20 protein-coding genes are annotated in these 15,896 nt (G+C 67.2%); 8 read left to right on the top strand and 12 right to left on the bottom strand.

Features of this window, described 5'->3' with window-relative positions; genetic code table 11:
* Window positions 1-12 precede the first annotated feature (12 nt).
* Entirely contained in the window at window positions 13-867 is an 855-nt protein-coding gene (locus RT97_RS14420; RefSeq protein WP_042579480.1) for an NAD(P)-dependent oxidoreductase, read from the bottom strand.
* A 25-nt stretch (window positions 868-892) separates the two neighbouring features.
* The gene (locus tag RT97_RS14415) at window positions 893-1,660 is read right to left on the bottom strand and encodes an SDR family oxidoreductase (protein WP_042579479.1); all 768 of its coding nucleotides are present in this window, start codon (window positions 1,658-1,660) and stop codon (window positions 893-895) included.
* 139 nt (window positions 1,661-1,799) lie between these two features.
* Between RT97_RS14415 and RT97_RS14410 the strand changes: the two genes are divergently transcribed.
* Complete coding sequence (locus RT97_RS14410; RefSeq protein ID WP_042579478.1) at window positions 1,800-2,627, top strand: AraC family transcriptional regulator; 828 nt, start codon at window positions 1,800-1,802, stop codon at window positions 2,625-2,627.
* Window positions 2,628-2,633: 6 nt separating this feature from the next.
* On the opposite strand, the gene RT97_RS14405 is transcribed toward RT97_RS14410, so the two are convergent.
* The 8 genes from RT97_RS14405 to RT97_RS14370 all read right to left on the bottom strand — a co-directional run bounded on the left by RT97_RS14405 (window position 2,634) and on the right by RT97_RS14370 (window position 9,465).
* Window positions 2,634-3,608, bottom strand: a complete 975-nt coding sequence (locus RT97_RS14405; protein WP_042579477.1) for a hypothetical protein — start codon at window positions 3,606-3,608, stop codon at window positions 2,634-2,636.
* Between the two features lie 31 nt (window positions 3,609-3,639).
* Complete coding sequence (locus tag RT97_RS14400) at window positions 3,640-4,320, bottom strand: AAA family ATPase (RefSeq protein ID WP_052810664.1); 681 nt, start codon at window positions 4,318-4,320, stop codon at window positions 3,640-3,642.
* Entirely contained in the window at window positions 4,317-4,937 is a 621-nt protein-coding gene (gene pnuC / locus RT97_RS14395; RefSeq protein WP_042579476.1) for a nicotinamide riboside transporter PnuC, read from the bottom strand. Before pnuC ends, RT97_RS14400 begins: the two co-directional genes overlap by 4 nt.
* A gap of 22 nt (window positions 4,938-4,959) precedes the next feature.
* The gene (ftsB, locus tag RT97_RS14390) at window positions 4,960-5,238 is read right to left on the bottom strand and encodes a cell division protein FtsB (protein ID WP_042579475.1); all 279 of its coding nucleotides are present in this window, start codon (window positions 5,236-5,238) and stop codon (window positions 4,960-4,962) included.
* Window positions 5,239-5,334: 96 nt separating this feature from the next.
* Window positions 5,335-6,618 carry a phosphopyruvate hydratase gene (gene eno, locus RT97_RS14385; protein ID WP_013540608.1) on the bottom strand — a complete coding sequence of 428 codons (1,284 nt, stop codon included), beginning with the start codon at window positions 6,616-6,618 and terminating at the stop codon, window positions 5,335-5,337.
* Window positions 6,619-6,644: 26 nt separating this feature from the next.
* A complete protein-coding gene (locus RT97_RS14380; RefSeq protein ID WP_042579474.1) occupies window positions 6,645-6,935 on the bottom strand; it encodes a DUF1330 domain-containing protein in 291 nt (96 codons plus the stop codon).
* Complete coding sequence (gene kdsA / locus RT97_RS14375; protein WP_042579473.1) at window positions 6,932-7,789, bottom strand: 3-deoxy-8-phosphooctulonate synthase; 858 nt, start codon at window positions 7,787-7,789, stop codon at window positions 6,932-6,934. Before kdsA ends, RT97_RS14380 begins: the two co-directional genes overlap by 4 nt.
* A complete protein-coding gene (locus RT97_RS14370; RefSeq protein WP_042579472.1) occupies window positions 7,786-9,465 on the bottom strand; it encodes a CTP synthase in 1,680 nt (559 codons plus the stop codon). The genes kdsA and RT97_RS14370 overlap by 4 nt, the downstream gene beginning before the upstream one ends.
* Window positions 9,466-9,588: 123 nt before the next feature.
* On the opposite strand from RT97_RS14370, the gene coaBC reads away from it, so the two are divergent.
* The 4 genes from coaBC (at window position 9,589) to RT97_RS14350 (ending at window position 12,388) form a co-directional block, all read left to right on the top strand.
* The gene (gene coaBC, locus RT97_RS14365; protein WP_042579471.1) at window positions 9,589-10,812 is read left to right on the top strand and encodes a bifunctional phosphopantothenoylcysteine decarboxylase/phosphopantothenate--cysteine ligase CoaBC; all 1,224 of its coding nucleotides are present in this window, start codon (window positions 9,589-9,591) and stop codon (window positions 10,810-10,812) included.
* Window positions 10,812-11,255: a hypothetical protein gene (locus RT97_RS14360; protein WP_042579470.1), complete on the top strand. Its 444-nt coding sequence runs from the start codon at window positions 10,812-10,814 to the stop codon at window positions 11,253-11,255. Before coaBC ends, RT97_RS14360 begins: the two co-directional genes overlap by 1 nt.
* 3 nt (window positions 11,256-11,258) lie before the next feature.
* Window positions 11,259-11,705 carry a dUTP diphosphatase gene (dut, locus tag RT97_RS14355; RefSeq protein ID WP_012748537.1) on the top strand — a complete coding sequence of 149 codons (447 nt, stop codon included), beginning with the start codon at window positions 11,259-11,261 and terminating at the stop codon, window positions 11,703-11,705.
* Between the two features lie 182 nt (window positions 11,706-11,887).
* Window positions 11,888-12,388 (top strand): glycine zipper 2TM domain-containing protein, encoded by a 501-nt coding sequence (locus RT97_RS14350; protein WP_042579469.1) that lies wholly within the window; start codon window positions 11,888-11,890, stop codon window positions 12,386-12,388.
* Between the two features lie 61 nt (window positions 12,389-12,449).
* Here the strand turns inward: RT97_RS14350 and RT97_RS14345 are convergent, their stop codons facing one another.
* Window positions 12,450-12,974, bottom strand: coding sequence for an FKBP-type peptidyl-prolyl cis-trans isomerase (locus RT97_RS14345; RefSeq protein WP_042579468.1), 525 nt, complete (start codon window positions 12,972-12,974; stop codon window positions 12,450-12,452).
* A 14-nt stretch (window positions 12,975-12,988) separates the two neighbouring features.
* Between RT97_RS14345 and RT97_RS14340 the strand changes: the two genes are divergently transcribed.
* The 3 genes from RT97_RS14340 (at window position 12,989) to RT97_RS14330 (ending at window position 14,987) form a co-directional block, all read left to right on the top strand.
* A complete protein-coding gene (locus RT97_RS14340; RefSeq protein WP_042579467.1) occupies window positions 12,989-14,131 on the top strand; it encodes a cupin domain-containing protein in 1,143 nt (380 codons plus the stop codon).
* On the top strand, window positions 14,121-14,630 hold the full coding sequence (locus RT97_RS14335; protein WP_042579466.1) for a hypothetical protein: 510 nt from the start codon (window positions 14,121-14,123) through the stop codon (window positions 14,628-14,630). Before RT97_RS14340 ends, RT97_RS14335 begins: the two co-directional genes overlap by 11 nt.
* Before the next feature lie 93 nt (window positions 14,631-14,723).
* Complete coding sequence (locus RT97_RS14330; protein ID WP_042579465.1) at window positions 14,724-14,987, top strand: hypothetical protein; 264 nt, start codon at window positions 14,724-14,726, stop codon at window positions 14,985-14,987.
* A gap of 75 nt (window positions 14,988-15,062) precedes the next feature.
* Here RT97_RS14330 and RT97_RS14325 read toward each other — a convergent pair whose 3' ends face one another.
* The gene (locus RT97_RS14325; protein ID WP_042579464.1) at window positions 15,063-15,839 is read right to left on the bottom strand and encodes an MBL fold metallo-hydrolase; all 777 of its coding nucleotides are present in this window, start codon (window positions 15,837-15,839) and stop codon (window positions 15,063-15,065) included.
* Window positions 15,840-15,896: the final 57 nt, after the last annotated feature.

Raw genomic sequence — 15,896 nt, 5'->3', positions numbered from 1 at the left:
GCGCGCGGGCCACTAGCGCAGCACCTTGACCATCGCCGCCAGCCGCTCATTCGCAAAACCGGCGCTCAATGAGCGCTCGAACAACCTCATCAGGAAATCCGGAAAGCTCGCATCGAGCTTCGCTTCCCGCGCCTGCTTCACGAAAAGCCGACCCGAGCCCGCGCAGGTGGCCATCGAGCTCTCGGGCTCGCCATAGCGGTTGGCGTGGATGGCCTGGCCCTCGGCGCTGATCATTTCGCCGAGCACCGGCGAGATCGCGCCGATCATCTGCGAGAAGGCGTCCACCCCCAGCCCTTCGGATTCGCAGATGCGCACGCCGTGGAAGAACCCGCTCATCGCGCCGAACATGCACGAGAGCGTGGCGAGGTCGCAGGCGGCCGCGTTGCCGATGGGCTCGCCCATGTACTGGATGTTTCCGGCAATGGCTTCGAGCACCGGCCGGCAGGCGGTGAGGGCGCGTTCCTCGCCGGAGATGAAGAGCGGCGTGTCGGGCCGGCCGATCTGGCCGGGCGTGGCGAGCAGGGCGCCGTCCAGGTAGGCCACACCGCTCAGGGCGGCCCAGTCTTCGCGCGCGTCCTGCGGGGTGCCGGTGCTCAGCTGCACCAGTACCTTGCCGCGCAGCGCGTCGGCCACGCCGGGCGCGGCGAGGATCGCGTGCGACGCCGTGTAGTCGGCCACGCAGACCAGCACGACGGGGCTGGCCTGCACTGCGGCGAGCGCGGTCGGCGCGAGCACCGTGCCCTGGTTCAGCAGGGGCGTCGCGCGCTCGGCGGTGCGGTTCCATACCGTCAGCGTGAATTTCGATTGAAGGGCGCGCGCAAGGGCCATGCCCATGGGGCCGAGGCCGATGAGGGAAACGTCTGTCATGTCGTGTGTTCCTTGGGTGTTGATTTCAGTCCGCAGCCGGCGTGAGGTTCTGCCCCAGCCCGCCATCGACGGTGAGCCGCGCCCCGGTCGTGAAGGTGGCCTCGAATGCGAAGAAAAGTACGGCGCGCGCAACTTCGGCGGCGGTGCCGTGCCGGCGCATCGGCGTGATCTGGTCGCCGATGCGGATGAACTCCGCGCGCTCGGCAGCCGTCGCGTCGGCGATGCCGAGCGTGGGCGTGTCGATGAAGCCGGGGCTCACCACGTTCACGCGGATGCCGCGCGTCACCAGTTCGGCCGCGAAGCCCGAGGCGAAGGAGCGCAGCGCCGCCTTGGTGGCGCTGTAGACGCTCATGCCGTGCATGCCGCCCTCGTCCGCAATGGACGAGGTGAAGACGATCGCGCTGCCCGGCGGCATCAGCGGCGCGAGGCGCTGCACGGTGAAGAACGGGCCCTTGGTGTTGATCGCGAAGGCGCGGTCGTAGCCCGCTTCGGTCACCTGCTCGAAAGGCTCCAGCGTCGCGATGCCCGCGTTGATGTGCAGCAGGTCGATGTGGCCGAAGCGCTCGCGTGCCGTGGCGGCGAGGGTGTCGACGTCGGCCAGCGAGGCAGTGTCGGATGCCAGCACATGCGCGCCCGGGCCGAGCGTGCGGCGTGCCGCTTCGAGGTTCTCCGGATTGCGCCCGGTCACCAGCACCTCGGCGCCGCCTTCGAGCAGCGCCCGCGCCGTCGCCAGGCCCATGCCGATGGTGCCGCCCGTGATGACGGCCTTCTTGCCCGCGTAGGGTTTGTTCATGATTCGCATGCCTTGAAACGAGTGGAGTTCATGGCTGCGAATGATCGGGATCGCCGGCCGAACGGTCGCGCACGTTCGGGCGCGCCGGAGCACAAACGGACAATGGCATGCCGCGCGGTCGCGGCAGATAATCTTTCCGATGAGCTACACCGACCTGGCAATGACGGCCGACAGCTTCGTGATGCCTCCTCCCTCCGGCTTGCGCGTCGACATGCGCCAGACCCCGGCCGGCGTGGTCGGCTACGAGGCCTTGCCCGACCACCGCATCAAGCTCCACGCGGGCGCGCCGGTGCCGGGCGCGTGCAGGCTTCACAAGTTCCTCTATACGCGCGGCGATCTCGACATCCTGCCGGCCGGGGCGACCGATGTCTGGCACGAAGAGGCGCCGAGCACCTCGATCGTCGTGCGCATGGCGCCCTCGCTGCTGCAGCGCACGGCCGACGAGATGGGCCTGCCTGCCGAACGCGCCCAGCTCGGCGAGCGGCACCAGTTCCGCGATGCGCAGATCGAGCACATCGCCCTCGCGCTCGATGCCGAGCGGCGCGCCGGCTTTCCGAACGGCACGCTGTACACCGACAGCCTGGGTACCGCGCTGGCCGTGCACCTGATCGCGGGGCAGAAGATCGAGACGGCGTCCGTGCAAGGGCTGTCGCGGCTGCAGCTGCGGCGTGTGACGGAATACATCGAGGCGAATCTCGATGGCGATCTGTCGCTGTCCGCGCTGGCGGACATCGTCGGCCTGAGCGCTTCACACCTGAAGACGCAGTTCAAGCGCTCCACCGGCTTGCCGGTGCATGAGTACGTGGTGCACCGCCGCGTGGACCGCGCACGCGGCCTGCTGCTGCGCAGCGCGATGCCGGCGAGCCTGGTGGCGCTGGAGAGCGGCTTCTCGCACCAGAGCCACATGGCGCGGTGCATGCGCCGGGTGCTCGGCGTGACGCCGGGCGAGGTACGGCGCGCGGGGTAGTTCGGGCTAGCGGGCTTCGTCGTCGAAGCCGCTGAACTCGATGTCGGGTGCGCTCGTGTTGTGCTTCGAGGGCAGGCTGCGGCCGAAGCGCACCTGCGTGGCGTTCAGCGATTTCACCTCGGGCAGCGGCCTGGCCTGCAATGCCGCATTCGGCGATTCCTGCCAGCGCACTTCGCTCATGTCCGCGTTGTCGGGCGTGACGTACATCGAGCGCAGCACCGCGAAGGGCTGCGTACTCGCCGTGGGTTTCGACAGCGTCACGTCGAGCGCCGTACGCTTGCGGCTGATCTCCTCAACGCGCGCCACGGCGCTGCCACCGTTCGTGAAGCGCAGATGGATCGCCAGCGGCTTCGGCACCACGCGGATCGACGCGATGTTCACCACCGGCCGTCCCGCCTGCTCGACCGGCCCCAGCAGGAACGACGAGCCGTACACGCCGTCACCGAATCGCGCCTCGGGCAGCGGCTTCAGGCGCCAGTAGCCGTCGGAGGGGTACAGCACGATCGCCTCGAGCGCGTTGCCGTTCTCCTTCTTGAACACCTGCAGCAGGTGAAAGCCGCGGTCGTTGCGCGCACCCACCTGCACCGGCACGCGCTGCGGTCGCCAAAAGGTCGGCAGGGTCATGCCGACGATGCGCCACTCGGCGTTGTCCAGCAGCACCACGGTGCGTTTCTTGAAGCGGTGCGCCGGGTCGGTGGGGTGCGCGCCGCCGTCGAAATTGCAGCCCGAGAAATCGGGCGCGGTGACGTCGTTGCCGATCTTGTCGAGGTAGTCGGGCTGCAGCGCCTCGATGCGCATGTGGCGGATGCCGTCGCCGCGCAGCACCATGGAGACGTTGTCTTCCTCGGCGCAGGCGGTGGGGGTGGTGCCGTTCTCGACGGTCGCGGCGACGGGAGCCGCGAGCGCCGGGCCGGCCGACAGGAGCGCGGCAATGACGATCGGCAGGAGGGAGGCGGTGCGCGGGGCGGGGTGCAGGGGCATCAGGTCTCCGGGGAAGAACGGCGGTGTGTGCTTATTCGCGCCGCCCGATCAGGTCTGTGAAAAGCCGATGTTCGCATTCCGGGTCGGAACACTTCTCGCAAGGCCATGTCCAGGCGGCGGGCTTTGCGTCGGCCTTGCCGCGCGCACGGGCACGGGTTTCGCGCTCATCGCCGCTGGCGATCGAATTGATGGCGTTCCATGCACTGGCCAGGCGCTCGGCGCCCGTGCCGTGCACGACGGCGAACGAGAGCTTTGCGCCCGTGAGCGCTGCGCGCACCAGCGTGTCGGTCGGCTCGCGGGCATGGGGGCCGTCGCGCAAGTGGTCGCCGACCCAGGGAATATCGAGCGCCGTGAGCAGCGTGATGGCGCAGCGCCGCTGGGCCGCAAGTGCGCCGGCGTAGAGCGAACGGTCGTCGAAGAGCTGTTCGCTGTAGACCGCAGTCATGAGCGCGGTGGTGTCGGCGATCACCACGCCTGTTGCGGCGGCGATGTCGATGCGGCGGGTCTGTTCGTCGGCGATGGCCTGTTGCTCGTCGGGGCGCGGCGTGCGGCCTTCGCGATCGCACCATTCGCGCAGGTATTCGCCCACCAGCGTGGCCGGAATGCCGCGCTCCTGCAGGCGCTGCGCGATAGCGCGCGCCAGCTCGGTCTTGCCGGTGCTCTCGGCGCCCAGCACCGCGATGACGCAGCCGGTCGGCAGCATCGGCGTCATGCGCGCTCCGCCGCTGGCAGGCGCTGCCGCCATGCCAAATAGCCGGCCACGCTGAGCACGGCGAACACGGCGTACAGGCCGACGGTGAGCCACAGCCCCTTGTGGATGAACAGGCCCACGCTCACAACGTTCACGGCCAACCAGACGAGCCAGTTCTCGATGAACTTGCGCCCGAGCAGGAATTGCCCGACGAGGCTCAGGCCCGTGGAGAAACCGTCCCACCACGGCACATCGGTGTCGGTGAAACGGCGAAGGAAGAGGGCGACCGCGGGCCACGCGATGGCGCAGGCCGCCAGGGTGAGCGTGATGCCGCGCTGCGACAGCCGGCTGACGTGCAGCGCGCTGCCGTCGCTGCGATGGCCGCGCAGCCACTGCGACCAGCCCCACAGCGCGACGAAGGCGAAGAACACCTGCAGCGACGCATCGCCGTAGATGCGCGCCTTGGCGAAGACGACGACGTAGAGCAGCGAGCTGGCGATGGCCAAGGGCCAGCCCCAGTGGATCTCGCGCATGTTGCAGCCGACCATGGCGAGCGCGAGGACCGCGGCCACGAGTTCGAGCCAGCTGACGGGGGAGCCCCAGAGCGCAAAAGCGGGGGCCGAGAGAAGCTCGGGCATCGGCAGGCGGGGAAGTGGAGGGTCAGTGCGCGATCTGCACGAACACTTCGTTCGGCTTGACCATGCCGAGTTCCGCCCTGGCGCGCTCTTCGACCATCTCGAGCCCGTCCTTGAGGTCGTTGACCTCCGAGGCGAGGCGCTCGTTGGTGATCGTGGCCTTGGCGTTCGCTTCCTTCTGGTCGGTCAGCTTGGTCTGCAGTTGCGCAACGTCGCGCACGCTGCCGCGCCCGTTCCACAGCTGCCACTGAAGAACGGCCAGCAGGAGCAGCAGGACGATGGGGGGGACGAAGCGCGCGCGCATGAGCGTCTGTCTAGGCCACCCGCACGCCGGAGCGGCCGCGCTGCCGTTCCAGAGGGAGCGGCGAGGTGCGCGGCCTGGCGAGCCGGGTGGCTGGCATCACTTGAGGTTGTAGAACGCGCCGCGGCCCGGGTAGCTGGCGATGTCGCCGAGGTCTTCTTCGATGCGCAGCAGCTGGTTGTACTTGGCGATGCGGTCCGAACGCGAGAGCGAGCCGGTCTTGATCTGGCCAGCGTTGGTGCCCACGGCGATGTCGGCGATGGTGCTGTCCTCGGTTTCGCCCGAGCGGTGCGAAATCACGGCCGTGTAGCCCGCGCGCTTGGCCATCTCGATGGCGGCGAAGGTCTCGGTGAGCGTGCCGATCTGGTTGATCTTGATCAGGATCGAGTTGGCGATGCCCTTGTCGATGCCTTCCTGCAGGATCTTGGTGTTGGTGACGAACAGGTCGTCGCCCACCAGCTGCACGCGCTTGCCCAGGCGCTCGGTCAGGTGCTTCCAGCCGTCCCAGTCGCCTTCGTGCATGCCGTCTTCGATGCTGATGATCGGGTACTTGTCGACCCAGTTGGCCAGCATGTCGGTCCAGCTCTCGGCCGACAGCGACAGGTTTTCGCCCGACAGCACGTACTTGCCGTCCTTGTAGAACTCGCTGGCCGCGCAATCGAGGCCCAGCGCGATCTGCTCGCCTGCGGTGTAGCCGGCCTTGTCGATGGCTTCCAGGATCAGCTGGATGGCCGCTTCGTGGCTTTCGACGCTGGGAGCGAAGCCGCCTTCGTCGCCGACCGCCGTGCTGATGCCGCGGTCGCCCAGGATCTTCTTGAGCGCGTGGAACACTTCGGCGCCGTAGCGCACGGCCTCGCGGAAGCTCTTGGCGCCCACGGGGATGATCATGAACTCTTGCAGGTCGAGGCTGTTGTTGGCGTGCGCGCCGCCGTTGATGACGTTCATCATCGGCACCGGCAGCTGCATGCCGCCCATGCCGCCGAAGTAGCGATACAGCGGCAGGCCCGATTCTTCGGCCGCGGCGCGGGCCACGGCCATCGAGACGGCGAGGGTGGCGTTGGCGCCCAGGCGCGCCTTGTTGTCGGTGCCGTCCAGGTCGATCATCGTGCGATCGAGGAAGGCCTGTTCGCTGGCATCCAGGCCGAGCACGGCTTCGGAGATCTCGGTGTTGATGTTCTCCACCGCCTTGAGCACGCCCTTGCCGAGATAGCGGCTCTTGTCGCCGTCGCGCAGCTCGATGGCTTCGCGCGAACCGGTCGATGCGCCCGAAGGCACGGCCGCGCGACCCATGGTGCCCGACTCGAGCAGCACGTCGCACTCGACGGTGGGGTTGCCTCGGCTGTCGAGAATTTCGCGGCCGACGATGTCAACGATTGCACTCATCTTTTGTCTTTCTCAAATAAAACGGATCACAGACCTTCGACAACGATCATGCGCATGATCGCGGCGCCCTGGCGCGAGTCGCGCGCCTTGCCGTATTCGGGCGATTCATTGAATTTCTTTGCGGCTTCGACGCTCGGGAACTTGAGGATCACGATGCGCTGCGGGGCCCAGTCGCCCTCGAGCACCTCGATCTTGCCGCCGCGCACGCACACCTCGGCGCCGTGCGCCTTCATGGCTTCGGTGGACCACTTCTTGTAGTCCTCGTACTGGGCCGGGTTGGTGACTTCGATGTTGGCGATGATGTAGGCGCTGCTCATTGCTGAAAGATGTCCTCGAGGAAAGCGTTTTTCTTGGTGACCTGGTCGAGCGCCACGAGTGTCTCGAGCAGGGCCTTCATGTGCTTGAGAGGCACGGCGTTGGGGCCGTCGCTCAGGGCCTTGGCCGGATCGGGGTGCGTCTCCATGAAGAGCCCCGCCACGCCCACGGCCACGGCCGCGCGCGAGAGCACTGGCACCATCTCGCGCTGGCCGCCCGAGGTCGTGCCCTGGCCGCCGGGGAGCTGCACCGAGTGCGTCGCGTCGAAGACGACCGGCGCCTTCGTCTCGCGCATGATCGCGAGCGAGCGCATGTCCGAGACGAGGTTGTTGTAGCCGAAGCTCGCACCGCGTTCGCAGGCCATGAAGCTGTCTTCGTCCAGGCCCGCTTCTTTGGCTGCAGCCCGCGCCTTGTCGATCACGTTCTTCATGTCGTGCGGCGCGAGGAACTGGCCCTTCTTGATGTTGACCGGCTTGCCCGACTGCGCCGCAGCGTGGATGAAGTCGGTCTGGCGGCACAGGAAGGCGGGCGTCTGCAGCACGTCGACCACCTTGGCGGCCTCGGTGATGTCTTCGGTGGTGTGCACGTCGGTCAGTACGGGCAGGCCGAGTTCGCGCTTGACCTTCGCCAGGATTTCGAGGCCCTTGTCGCGGCCAGGGCCGCGAAAGCTCGTGCCCGAGGAGCGGTTGGCCTTGTCGAAGCTGCTTTTGAAGATGAACGGAATGCCCAGCGCCGAGGTGATTTCCTTCAGCGTCCCGGCGGTGTCCATCTGCAGCTGCTCGGATTCGATCACGCACGGACCGGCGATCAGGAAGAAAGGCTGGTTCAGTCCGACGTCGAACCCGCAAAGTTTCATGCGACGGCCTTCAGCGCCTTGGTGCTGCCCGCACCCTGGTCCTTGTGTTCGAGCGCCGCCTTGATGAAGGCGTTGAAAAGCGGGTGGCCGCCCCACGGCGTCGACTTGAACTCGGGGTGGAACTGCACGCCCATGAACCAGGGGTGCACGTCCTGCGGCAGCTCGACGATTTCGGTCAGGTGCTCGCGCTGCGTGAGCGCCGAGATCACGAGGCCCGCGGCGCGCAGCTCGTCCAGGTAATTGACGTTGGCTTCGTAGCGGTGGCGGTGGCGCTCGGTGACCACGTCGCCGTAGATGCTGTGGGCGAGCGTGCCGGGCGAGACGTCGGAGCTCTGCGCGCCCAGGCGCATGGTGCCGCCCAGGTCGGACTTCGCGTCGCGCGTCTTCACGGTGCCGTCGCTGTCCTTCCACTCGGTGATCAGCGCGATCACGGGAGTGGGCGTCTCGGGGTCGAACTCGGTGCTGTTGGCGTTCTTCAGGCCCGCCACGTGGCGCGCGTATTCGATGGTGGCCACCTGCATGCCCAGGCAGATGCCCAGGTAAGGCACCTTGCCTTCGCGGGCGAAGCGGGCAGCGGAGATCTTGCCCTCGACGCCGCGCTGGCCGAAGCCGCCGGGCACGAGGATCGCATCGTATTTCGCCAGGCGCGAGACGTCCTGCGCGTTGATGGTTTCCGAGTCGATGTAGTCGATCTTCACGCGCGCGTGGTTCTTCATGCCGGCGTGGCGCAGGGCTTCGTTCAGCGACTTGTAGCTGTCCGACAGGTCGACGTACTTGCCGACCATGGCGATCGAGACTTCCTGCTGCGGATGCTCGACTTCGTAGACCAGGTCGTCCCAGCGCTGCAGCTTGGCCGGAGGGGTGTTGATGCGCAGCTTGTCGCAGATGAGGCCGTCCAGGCCTTGCTCGTGCAGCATGCGGGGCACCTTGTAGATGGTGTCCACGTCCCACATCGAGATGACGCCCCATTCGGGCACGTTGGAGAACAGCGAGATCTTGGCGCGCTCGTCGTCGGGGATCGGGCGGTCGGCACGGCAGAGGAGGGCGTCGGCCTGGATGCCAATGGCGCGCAGTTCCTTGGCGGTGTGCTGGGTGGGCTTGGTCTTGAGCTCGCCGGCGGCGGCGATCCAGGGCACGTAGGACAGGTGCACGAAGGCCGAGTTGTTCGGGCCCATGCGCAGGCTCATCTGGCGAACGGCTTCCAGGAAGGGCAGCGATTCGATGTCGCCCACGGTGCCGCCGATCTCGACGATGGCCACGTCGACTTCGTGCGCCGTGCCGATGCCGGCGCCGCGCTTGATGTATTCCTGGATCTCGTTGGTGATGTGCGGGATCACCTGCACCGTCTTGCCCAGGTAGTCTCCGCGGCGTTCCTTCTCGAGCACGGTCTTGTAGATCTGGCCGGTCGTGAAGTTGTTGGCCTTGCGCATCCGCGTGTTGATGAAGCGCTCATAGTGGCCGAGGTCGAGGTCGGTTTCCGCGCCGTCATCGGTGACGAACACCTCGCCGTGCTGGAAGGGCGACATCGTGCCGGGGTCGACATTGATGTACGGATCGAGCTTGATGAGGGTGACTTGGAGGCCGCGCGATTCGAGGATCGCGGCGAGCGAGGCGGAGGCGATTCCCTTGCCAAGGGAAGATACGACACCACCGGTGACGAAGACAAATTTGGTCATGCCAGTTCCGGATGCGTGAATCCGGGCAGTGGGAAATTGCGATTATAGGTGTGCCCTTTGCGACACCTCCCGCCAAGGGCTTGTTGCCATTTGTTCGATGGCCTATGAGCAACAATACGGCCCATGCAAGATCTCGCCGGAAAACACATTGTCCTGGGCCTCACGGGCGGCATCGCCTGCTACAAGTCGGCCGAGCTGTGCCGGCTCTTCGTGAAGGCGGGAGCCACCGTCCAGGTGGTGATGACCGAGGCGGCCGAGCAGTTCATCACCCCGGTGACGATGCAGGCGCTCTCCGGGCGCACGGTCTACACCTCGCAGTGGGATGCGCGCGAGCCCAACAACATGCCGCACATCAACCTGAGCCGGGAGGCCGATGCGATCGTGCTTGCGCCGTGCAGTGCCGACTTCATCGCGCGCCTCGTGCAGGGCCGCTCCGATGACCTGCTGAGCCTCATGTGCCTGGCCCGTCCGATGGACCGCATTCCCCTCCTGATCGCCCCCGCCATGAATCGCGAGATGTGGGCCCATCCGGCCACGCAGCGCAACCTGATGCAGGTGTCGGCCGACGGTGCGACGGTCCTTGGCGTGGGCAGCGGCTGGCAGGCCTGCGGCGAGACCGGCGACGGGCGCATGCTCGAGCCGGCGCAACTGCTCGAGGACATCACCGCCTTCTTCCAGCCCAAGCTTCTGGCGGGCCAAAAGGTGCTGGTGACTGCGGGCCCGACCTTCGAGGCGCTCGATCCGATTCGCGGCATCACCAACCACTCGTCCGGAAAAATGGGTTTTGCCATTGCACGGGCCGCCCGCGAGGCGGGTGCCGAAGTCACGTTGGTGGCCGGCCCGGTCCACCTGCCCACGCCGCGCGGCGTGACGCGCGTCGATGTGCTTTCCGCTCAAGAGATGCTCGAAGCTACCACCCGCGCTGCGCAGAGTGCTAGCATTTTTGTAGCGACGGCCGCAGTTGCGGATTGGCGTCCTGCCACGCACAGCGACCAGAAGATCAAGAAAGACGGCAGCGGCAAGACGCCGGTGCTCAACTTCGTCGAGAACGCAGACATCCTGCTCACCGTCGCCAAGAGCGAGCGCGCACAGGCGAAAAAACTGTTCTGCGTCGGGTTCGCCGCCGAGAGCGAAAACCTCGTCGAACACGCCAAGGCCAAGCGCGAGCGCAAGGGCATTCCGCTGCTGGTCGGCAACATCGGACCGCTGACCTTCGGGCAGGACGACAACGCATTGCTGCTCGTGGACGCCAAGGGCGTGCGCGAGCTCCCCCGTGCATCCAAGCTCACGCTGGCGCGTGAACTGATGACCGAGATCGCCGCGCGACTTCCCGACTGGAGGGTCTGATGAATACCGAATCGAACACACCGCCCAATGGCGACTTTGCCCGCTACGTCGAGCAACTCTCGGCCCGGGCCGCGCAGCCGGGGCGCGTGGCGCAGTCCGGCGAGCATGGGCTGGACGTCGGCATGACGCCGGGCCCTGGCGCCCAGGGCACCGCGGCCACGGCAGCCCAACGGCGCGAGTCGTCGAATGGCGAGGGGGCCAAGCCAGTGATGGGCCCCACGATGCTCAAGGTCCTGGGCGGCGTGGGTGCGCTGCTGTTCCTGGTGCTCTGGGCGGCTGGCGTGCCGTTCTTCGTGCTGGTTCTGGTGATCGGCGCGGCGCTCTGGTTCGGCAAGAGTTTTTTCAAGAGTTTCAAGCTGACGCCGGGCGTGGCCAAGTGGCAGCAGGTGCTCGAAGAGGCCGCCCGCAAGCAACGTGAACAGCAACAAAAGCAAGGCAAGTAATCAGTGAAAGTCGACGTTCGTATCCTCGATCCGCGCATGGTGGATCAATTGCCCGCGTATGCCACCCCGGGAAGCGCCGGCCTCGACCTGCGGGCCTGCCTCGACGCCCCGATCACGCTGGAGCCCAACGGCTGGCAGCTGGTGGGCACCGGCATCGCGATCCACCTGGCGGACCCCGCCTATGCGGCACTGATCCTGCCGCGCTCGGGGCTGGGTCACAAGCACGGCATCGTGCTGGGCAACCTCGTCGGGCTGATCGACAGCGACTACCAGGGCGAACTCAAGATCAGCGCCTGGAATCGCAGCGACACGCCCTTCGTGCTGCAGCCGATGGAGCGGCTCGCCCAGCTGGTGATCGTGCCGGTCGTACAGGCGCAGTTCAGGGTGGTCACGGAATTTGCGGCATCGCAGCGCGGCGAGGGCGGCTACGGCTCCACGGGCAAGCACTGAGCGCCGAAGCTGAAGCGAACCTGAGTAACCGCGAGGTAAGCGAGGGGTAAAGAACGGAACCCGGGTAGCACACCGCTCTCGAAAGTTTCAGCATGTGTCCTGCGTCATCGCGGCGAAAGCTGTGGCGTTATTCACAGGCAGCGCACCTTTCACGCGCAGTTCTATTCGAGGAGCCTCTCAACATGAAGATCTCAATGCGCTTCGTATCCGTCACCGCCTCCGTGCTGGCCCTGGCCACGCTCACCGCCTGCGTTGCACCGGCGCCGGTCTACCAGACTTCGCGCTACCCCTACCAGGCACCGCCGCAGGCGATCCAATATCGCGAGGCCGCCTACGTCGAATACGGCCACGTCGCCAACATCGAGGTGCTGCGCAGCGAAACCGCAGGCGTGGGCACCACCGGCGGTGGTGCCGTGGCCGGTGGCGTCATCGGCGGCGTGGTCGGCAACCAGTTCGGACGTGGCAACGGCCGCGCGGCGGCCACTGCGCTGGGCATCGTGGGCGGTGCCCTGCTGGGCAACACCATCGAGGCCCAGCAGAACGGGCCACGCGCCTATGAAACCTATCGCGTCTCGGTGGAGACCGACCGCGGCGCCTTCCGGGCCTTCGACGTGCAAAGCCCTGGCGACCTGCGCATCGGCGACCGCGTGCGCATCGACAACGGCCAGATCTCGCGCATGTAAAAGCGGCCTTCACGGGCACAAAAAAGCCGGGCACTGCCCGGCTTTTTGACGTCCGCAGTCCTCAGTGCAGCATCTGGTTGCCGGGCGCCATCGGTGGCACCTTGAAGAAGGCGGTGCCCGCCGTGCCGCGGCCGACTTCTTCTTCCGTCGCCTCGCGCACCGAGCGCACCGTGATGTCGAGCCTGATCGCGATGCCGGCCAGCGGATGGTTGCCGTCGAGCACCAGGTGGTCCGGGTAGATTTCGGCCACGGTGTAGAGCGCATCCCGGGGGATGGTGTCGCTCACGCCCTTTGGCAGGGCGGAGCCGTCGAAGGTCATGCCTTCTTCCGTGCCCTCGGGAAACAGCTTCCGCGGCTCGAGAAAGAGCAGCTGGTCGTTGAAGTCGCCGAAACCCTGTTCGGGCTCGACCTGCAGTTGCACACGGGCGCCGGGCTCATGGCCTTGCAGGGCCGCCTCGATGACGTCGAAGAGATCGTCGCCGCCCACCATGAATTCCACCGGCTCGTCGAGCACGTCCAGCACGTCGCCGAGCGTGTCTTTCATCGTCCAGGTCAAACCGACCACGCATTGTTCAGAGATTTCCATTGCAGAATTCTCCCATGGAGATTACACAACCGCTGCCGTTGCTTGGCGGCCTGAGCGCCGCGCAGTTCATGCGGCGGTACTGGCAGAAAAAGCCGCTGCTGGTCCGCCAGGCCATTCCTGCCATGGTGCCACCAATCGACCGCAGCGCCCTGTTTGCGCTGGCCGAGCGCGAAGAGGTGGAATCGCGCCTCATCCGCCACGGCAAGGCCGGCTGGTCGCTCAAGCACGGGCCGCTCTCGCGGCGCGCCCTGCCGCCCCTGAAGCAACCCGCCTGGACCTTGCTGGTGCAGGGCGTCGACCTGCATCACGAGGGCGTGCACGACCTGCTGCGGCAGTTCCGCTTTCTGCCCGATGCGCGCCTGGACGATCTGATGATCAGCTACGCGAGCGACACCGGCGGAGTCGGCGCGCATTTCGACAGCTACGACGTGTTCCTGCTGCAGGCGCAGGGCCGGCGCCGCTGGTCCATCGGCAAGCAGGGCGACCTGCGACTGCAGCCCGATGTGCCGCTCAAGATCCTCCAGAACTTCGAGCCGGAAGAAAGCTTCGTGCTCGAGCCCGGCGACATGCTCTACCTGCCGCCGAAGTACGCCCACGAAGGCGTTGCGGTGGGCGACGACTGCATGACCTTTTCCATCGGCCTGCGTTCGTCCGCCGTGGGCGAGCTCGGTGCCGACCTGCTCGCGCGCATGGCGCAGGCCTATTCCGAAGACCTCGAGGACGCCGGCCCCGCGGAATTGACGCGCTACCGCGATCCGACGCAGCCCGCAGTCGATGCCCCGGCCGCGATGCCCGCAGCGTTGCAGGACTTCGCGCGCAAGGCGGTCGAGGCCGCGCTGCGTGATCCGGATGCCATCGATCGGGCGCTGGGCGAATCGCTGACAGAGCCCAAGGCGAACATCTGGTTCGACGAAGGCGGCGACGTGCCCGACGCGATGCAGCACGTGGCACTCGACCGCCGCACGCGCATGCTCTACGACACGCGCCACATCTACATCAACGGCGAGAGCTTTCGCGCAGGCGGTGCCGATGCGACGCTGATGCGAAAGCTGGCCGACCAGCGCGCACTCGGTCCGCGCGAACTTGCGCGCGCCAGCGAAGGGGCCTTGGCGCTGTTGGGGGAATGGTGCGAGGCGGGCTGGGTCCATGCCGACTGACAGCGCGCCACTGCTGCCCGAAGGCCGCTTCGACGGCCGCGAGGCGTTCGGCGCGATCGTGCGCAACACGCTGTCGGCGGCCGCGCAAGAGGGTTGGAGGGAGATCGTCTTCAGCGATCCCGATTTCGCCGACTGGCCCTTGGGCGAACGCGCCAGCATCGAGGCGCTGCAGGCCTGGTCGGCCAGCGGCCGGCGTTTCGTGCTGCTCGCGCAGCGCTTCGACGCGATCGAACGCGGCCATGCGCGCTTCGTGCCGTGGCGTCGCATGTGGGACCACATCATCGAATGCCGCGCCACCGGCAAGGCGGCCAGTGCGGAGATGCGCGAGGTGCCCAGCGCGATCTGGACGCCCACCTGGTTCGTGCACCGCATCGACCCCGAGCGCAGCCGCGGCGTCTGCGGCGTCGATCCGCGCGCGCGCCGCGAACTGCGCGAAGCCATCGACGAGAGCTGGCGCCTCGCGCGGCCGGCATTTCCGGCATCGACGCTCGGCTTGTAAGCCAATGCCGCGAATGCGGCCGCGAGACACATTCAGGCGGAGATGCGGGTCTAGAATTTTTTCGTTCCAGACATCTTTGCCAAAGGAGTTCTCATGAAGAAGTCGTCGTCCGTCCTGATTGCCTCGTTGATCGCCGCTGCCGCACTCGTTGCTTGCGGCAAGAAAGAGGACGCCGCCCCCGCGGTCGTGACGCCTCCGCCCGCGCCCGTGACCGAGCCCGCGCCGCCGCCCGCAGCCGCGCCGGCACCTTCGGCCGATCCGGCCGCAACGAGCCCTTCGCCTGCCGCTTCGTCGGCACTGGATGCCGCGAATGCAGCGACAGAAGCCGCGAAGAAGAACGAGGCACCCAAGCAGTAAGCCGGGTCCTTCACAAAGCAGAAAGCCGCCCGAGGGCGGCTTTTCTACTGGCACCGTCGGCAGGTCAGCTGGCGGTCAGACATCGAGCCAGGGCGAACCCTCGGCGGCGGTGGCGGTCAGCATTTCCGCCTCCTGCCCACCGAGCGCCTCGGCCATCAGGCGCCGCACGATGTCGGGCCTGTTGTTCTGTTCGCTCAGGTGCGCCGCGACCACGTGGCGCAGGCCGTCGTGGCGCACCGCGCGCGCGATGTCCGCGGCTGCCGCATTCGACAGGTGCCCGTAGTTGCCGCCCACGCGCAGCTTGAGGAAGGGCGGGTAGGCCGAGCTGGCCAGCAGATCGCTGTCGTGATTGAACTCGAGCAGCAGCGCATGCACGCCGCTCAGGCGGTTGAGCACGTGCGCCGTGGCGTGCCCCAGGTCGGTCAGCACGCCGAGGGAGCGCGCACCGTCGGTGCAGCGCAGCTGGAGCGGCTCGCGCGCATCGTGCGGCACGGTGAAAGGCTGCACGCCGATATCGCCGACGGCAAACGCTGCATCGTCGCGCGCCAGGTTCAGCCGGCCCTCGAAGTCGCGGCCGCCCGTGGCGAGCCAGGTGCCTTCGCTCATCCAGACAGGAATGCGGTTGCGCCGCGAGAGCGTGTGGGCGCAGCCGATGTGGTCGCCGTGCTCGTGGGTGATGAAGATGGCGTCGATGTCGCCGGCGGCAAGGCCCGCCTGGGCCAGCCGCTGATCGAGCTGCCGTATGCCGAAGCCGCAGTCGACCAGGAGCCGGGAGGTCCGGCCGCCGCTCGTCGCTTCGACCAGCGCGGCGTTGCCCGTGCTGCCGCTGCCGAGGCTTCGGAAACGCAGCATGTGCCTAACGGGACTTTTTTCCAGGAACACCGCGGAACCGGCTTTGCCGGGCCGCTG

This window comes from Variovorax paradoxus, assembly GCF_000834655.1.
Classification (GTDB): Bacteria; Pseudomonadota; Gammaproteobacteria; order Burkholderiales; family Burkholderiaceae_C; genus Variovorax; species Variovorax paradoxus_F.
This window is presented reverse-complemented; position numbering and strand designations above follow the sequence as displayed.

What these genes read in the sequence shown, in the direction of transcription:
- RT97_RS14420 (WP_042579480.1), bottom strand. Translation starts at nt 867, where the DNA reads ATGACAGACGTTTCCCTCATCGGCCTCGGCCCCATGGGCATGGCCCTT.
- RT97_RS14415 (WP_042579479.1), bottom strand. Translation starts at nt 1,660, where the DNA reads ATGAACAAACCCTACGCGGGCAAGAAGGCCGTCATCACGGGCGGCACC.
- RT97_RS14410 (WP_042579478.1), top strand. Translation starts at nt 1,800, where the DNA reads ATGAGCTACACCGACCTGGCAATGACGGCCGACAGCTTCGTGATGCCT.
- RT97_RS14405 (WP_042579477.1), bottom strand. Translation starts at nt 3,608, where the DNA reads ATGCCCCTGCACCCCGCCCCGCGCACCGCCTCCCTCCTGCCGATCGTC.
- RT97_RS14400 (WP_052810664.1), bottom strand. Translation starts at nt 4,320, where the DNA reads ATGACGCCGATGCTGCCGACCGGCTGCGTCATCGCGGTGCTGGGCGCC.
- pnuC (WP_042579476.1), bottom strand. Translation starts at nt 4,937, where the DNA reads ATGCCCGAGCTTCTCTCGGCCCCCGCTTTTGCGCTCTGGGGCTCCCCC.
- ftsB (WP_042579475.1), bottom strand. Translation starts at nt 5,238, where the DNA reads ATGCGCGCGCGCTTCGTCCCCCCCATCGTCCTGCTGCTCCTGCTGGCC.
- eno (WP_013540608.1), bottom strand. Translation starts at nt 6,618, where the DNA reads ATGAGTGCAATCGTTGACATCGTCGGCCGCGAAATTCTCGACAGCCGA.
- RT97_RS14380 (WP_042579474.1), bottom strand. Translation starts at nt 6,935, where the DNA reads ATGAGCAGCGCCTACATCATCGCCAACATCGAAGTCACCAACCCGGCC.
- kdsA (WP_042579473.1), bottom strand. Translation starts at nt 7,789, where the DNA reads ATGAAACTTTGCGGGTTCGACGTCGGACTGAACCAGCCTTTCTTCCTG.
- RT97_RS14370 (WP_042579472.1), bottom strand. Translation starts at nt 9,465, where the DNA reads ATGACCAAATTTGTCTTCGTCACCGGTGGTGTCGTATCTTCCCTTGGC.
- coaBC (WP_042579471.1), top strand. Translation starts at nt 9,589, where the DNA reads ATGCAAGATCTCGCCGGAAAACACATTGTCCTGGGCCTCACGGGCGGC.
- RT97_RS14360 (WP_042579470.1), top strand. Translation starts at nt 10,812, where the DNA reads ATGAATACCGAATCGAACACACCGCCCAATGGCGACTTTGCCCGCTAC.
- RT97_RS14350 (WP_042579469.1), top strand. Translation starts at nt 11,888, where the DNA reads ATGAAGATCTCAATGCGCTTCGTATCCGTCACCGCCTCCGTGCTGGCC.
- RT97_RS14345 (WP_042579468.1), bottom strand. Translation starts at nt 12,974, where the DNA reads ATGGAAATCTCTGAACAATGCGTGGTCGGTTTGACCTGGACGATGAAA.
- RT97_RS14340 (WP_042579467.1), top strand. Translation starts at nt 12,989, where the DNA reads ATGGAGATTACACAACCGCTGCCGTTGCTTGGCGGCCTGAGCGCCGCG.
- RT97_RS14335 (WP_042579466.1), top strand. Translation starts at nt 14,121, where the DNA reads ATGCCGACTGACAGCGCGCCACTGCTGCCCGAAGGCCGCTTCGACGGC.
- RT97_RS14330 (WP_042579465.1), top strand. Translation starts at nt 14,724, where the DNA reads ATGAAGAAGTCGTCGTCCGTCCTGATTGCCTCGTTGATCGCCGCTGCC.
- RT97_RS14325 (WP_042579464.1), bottom strand. Translation starts at nt 15,839, where the DNA reads ATGCTGCGTTTCCGAAGCCTCGGCAGCGGCAGCACGGGCAACGCCGCG.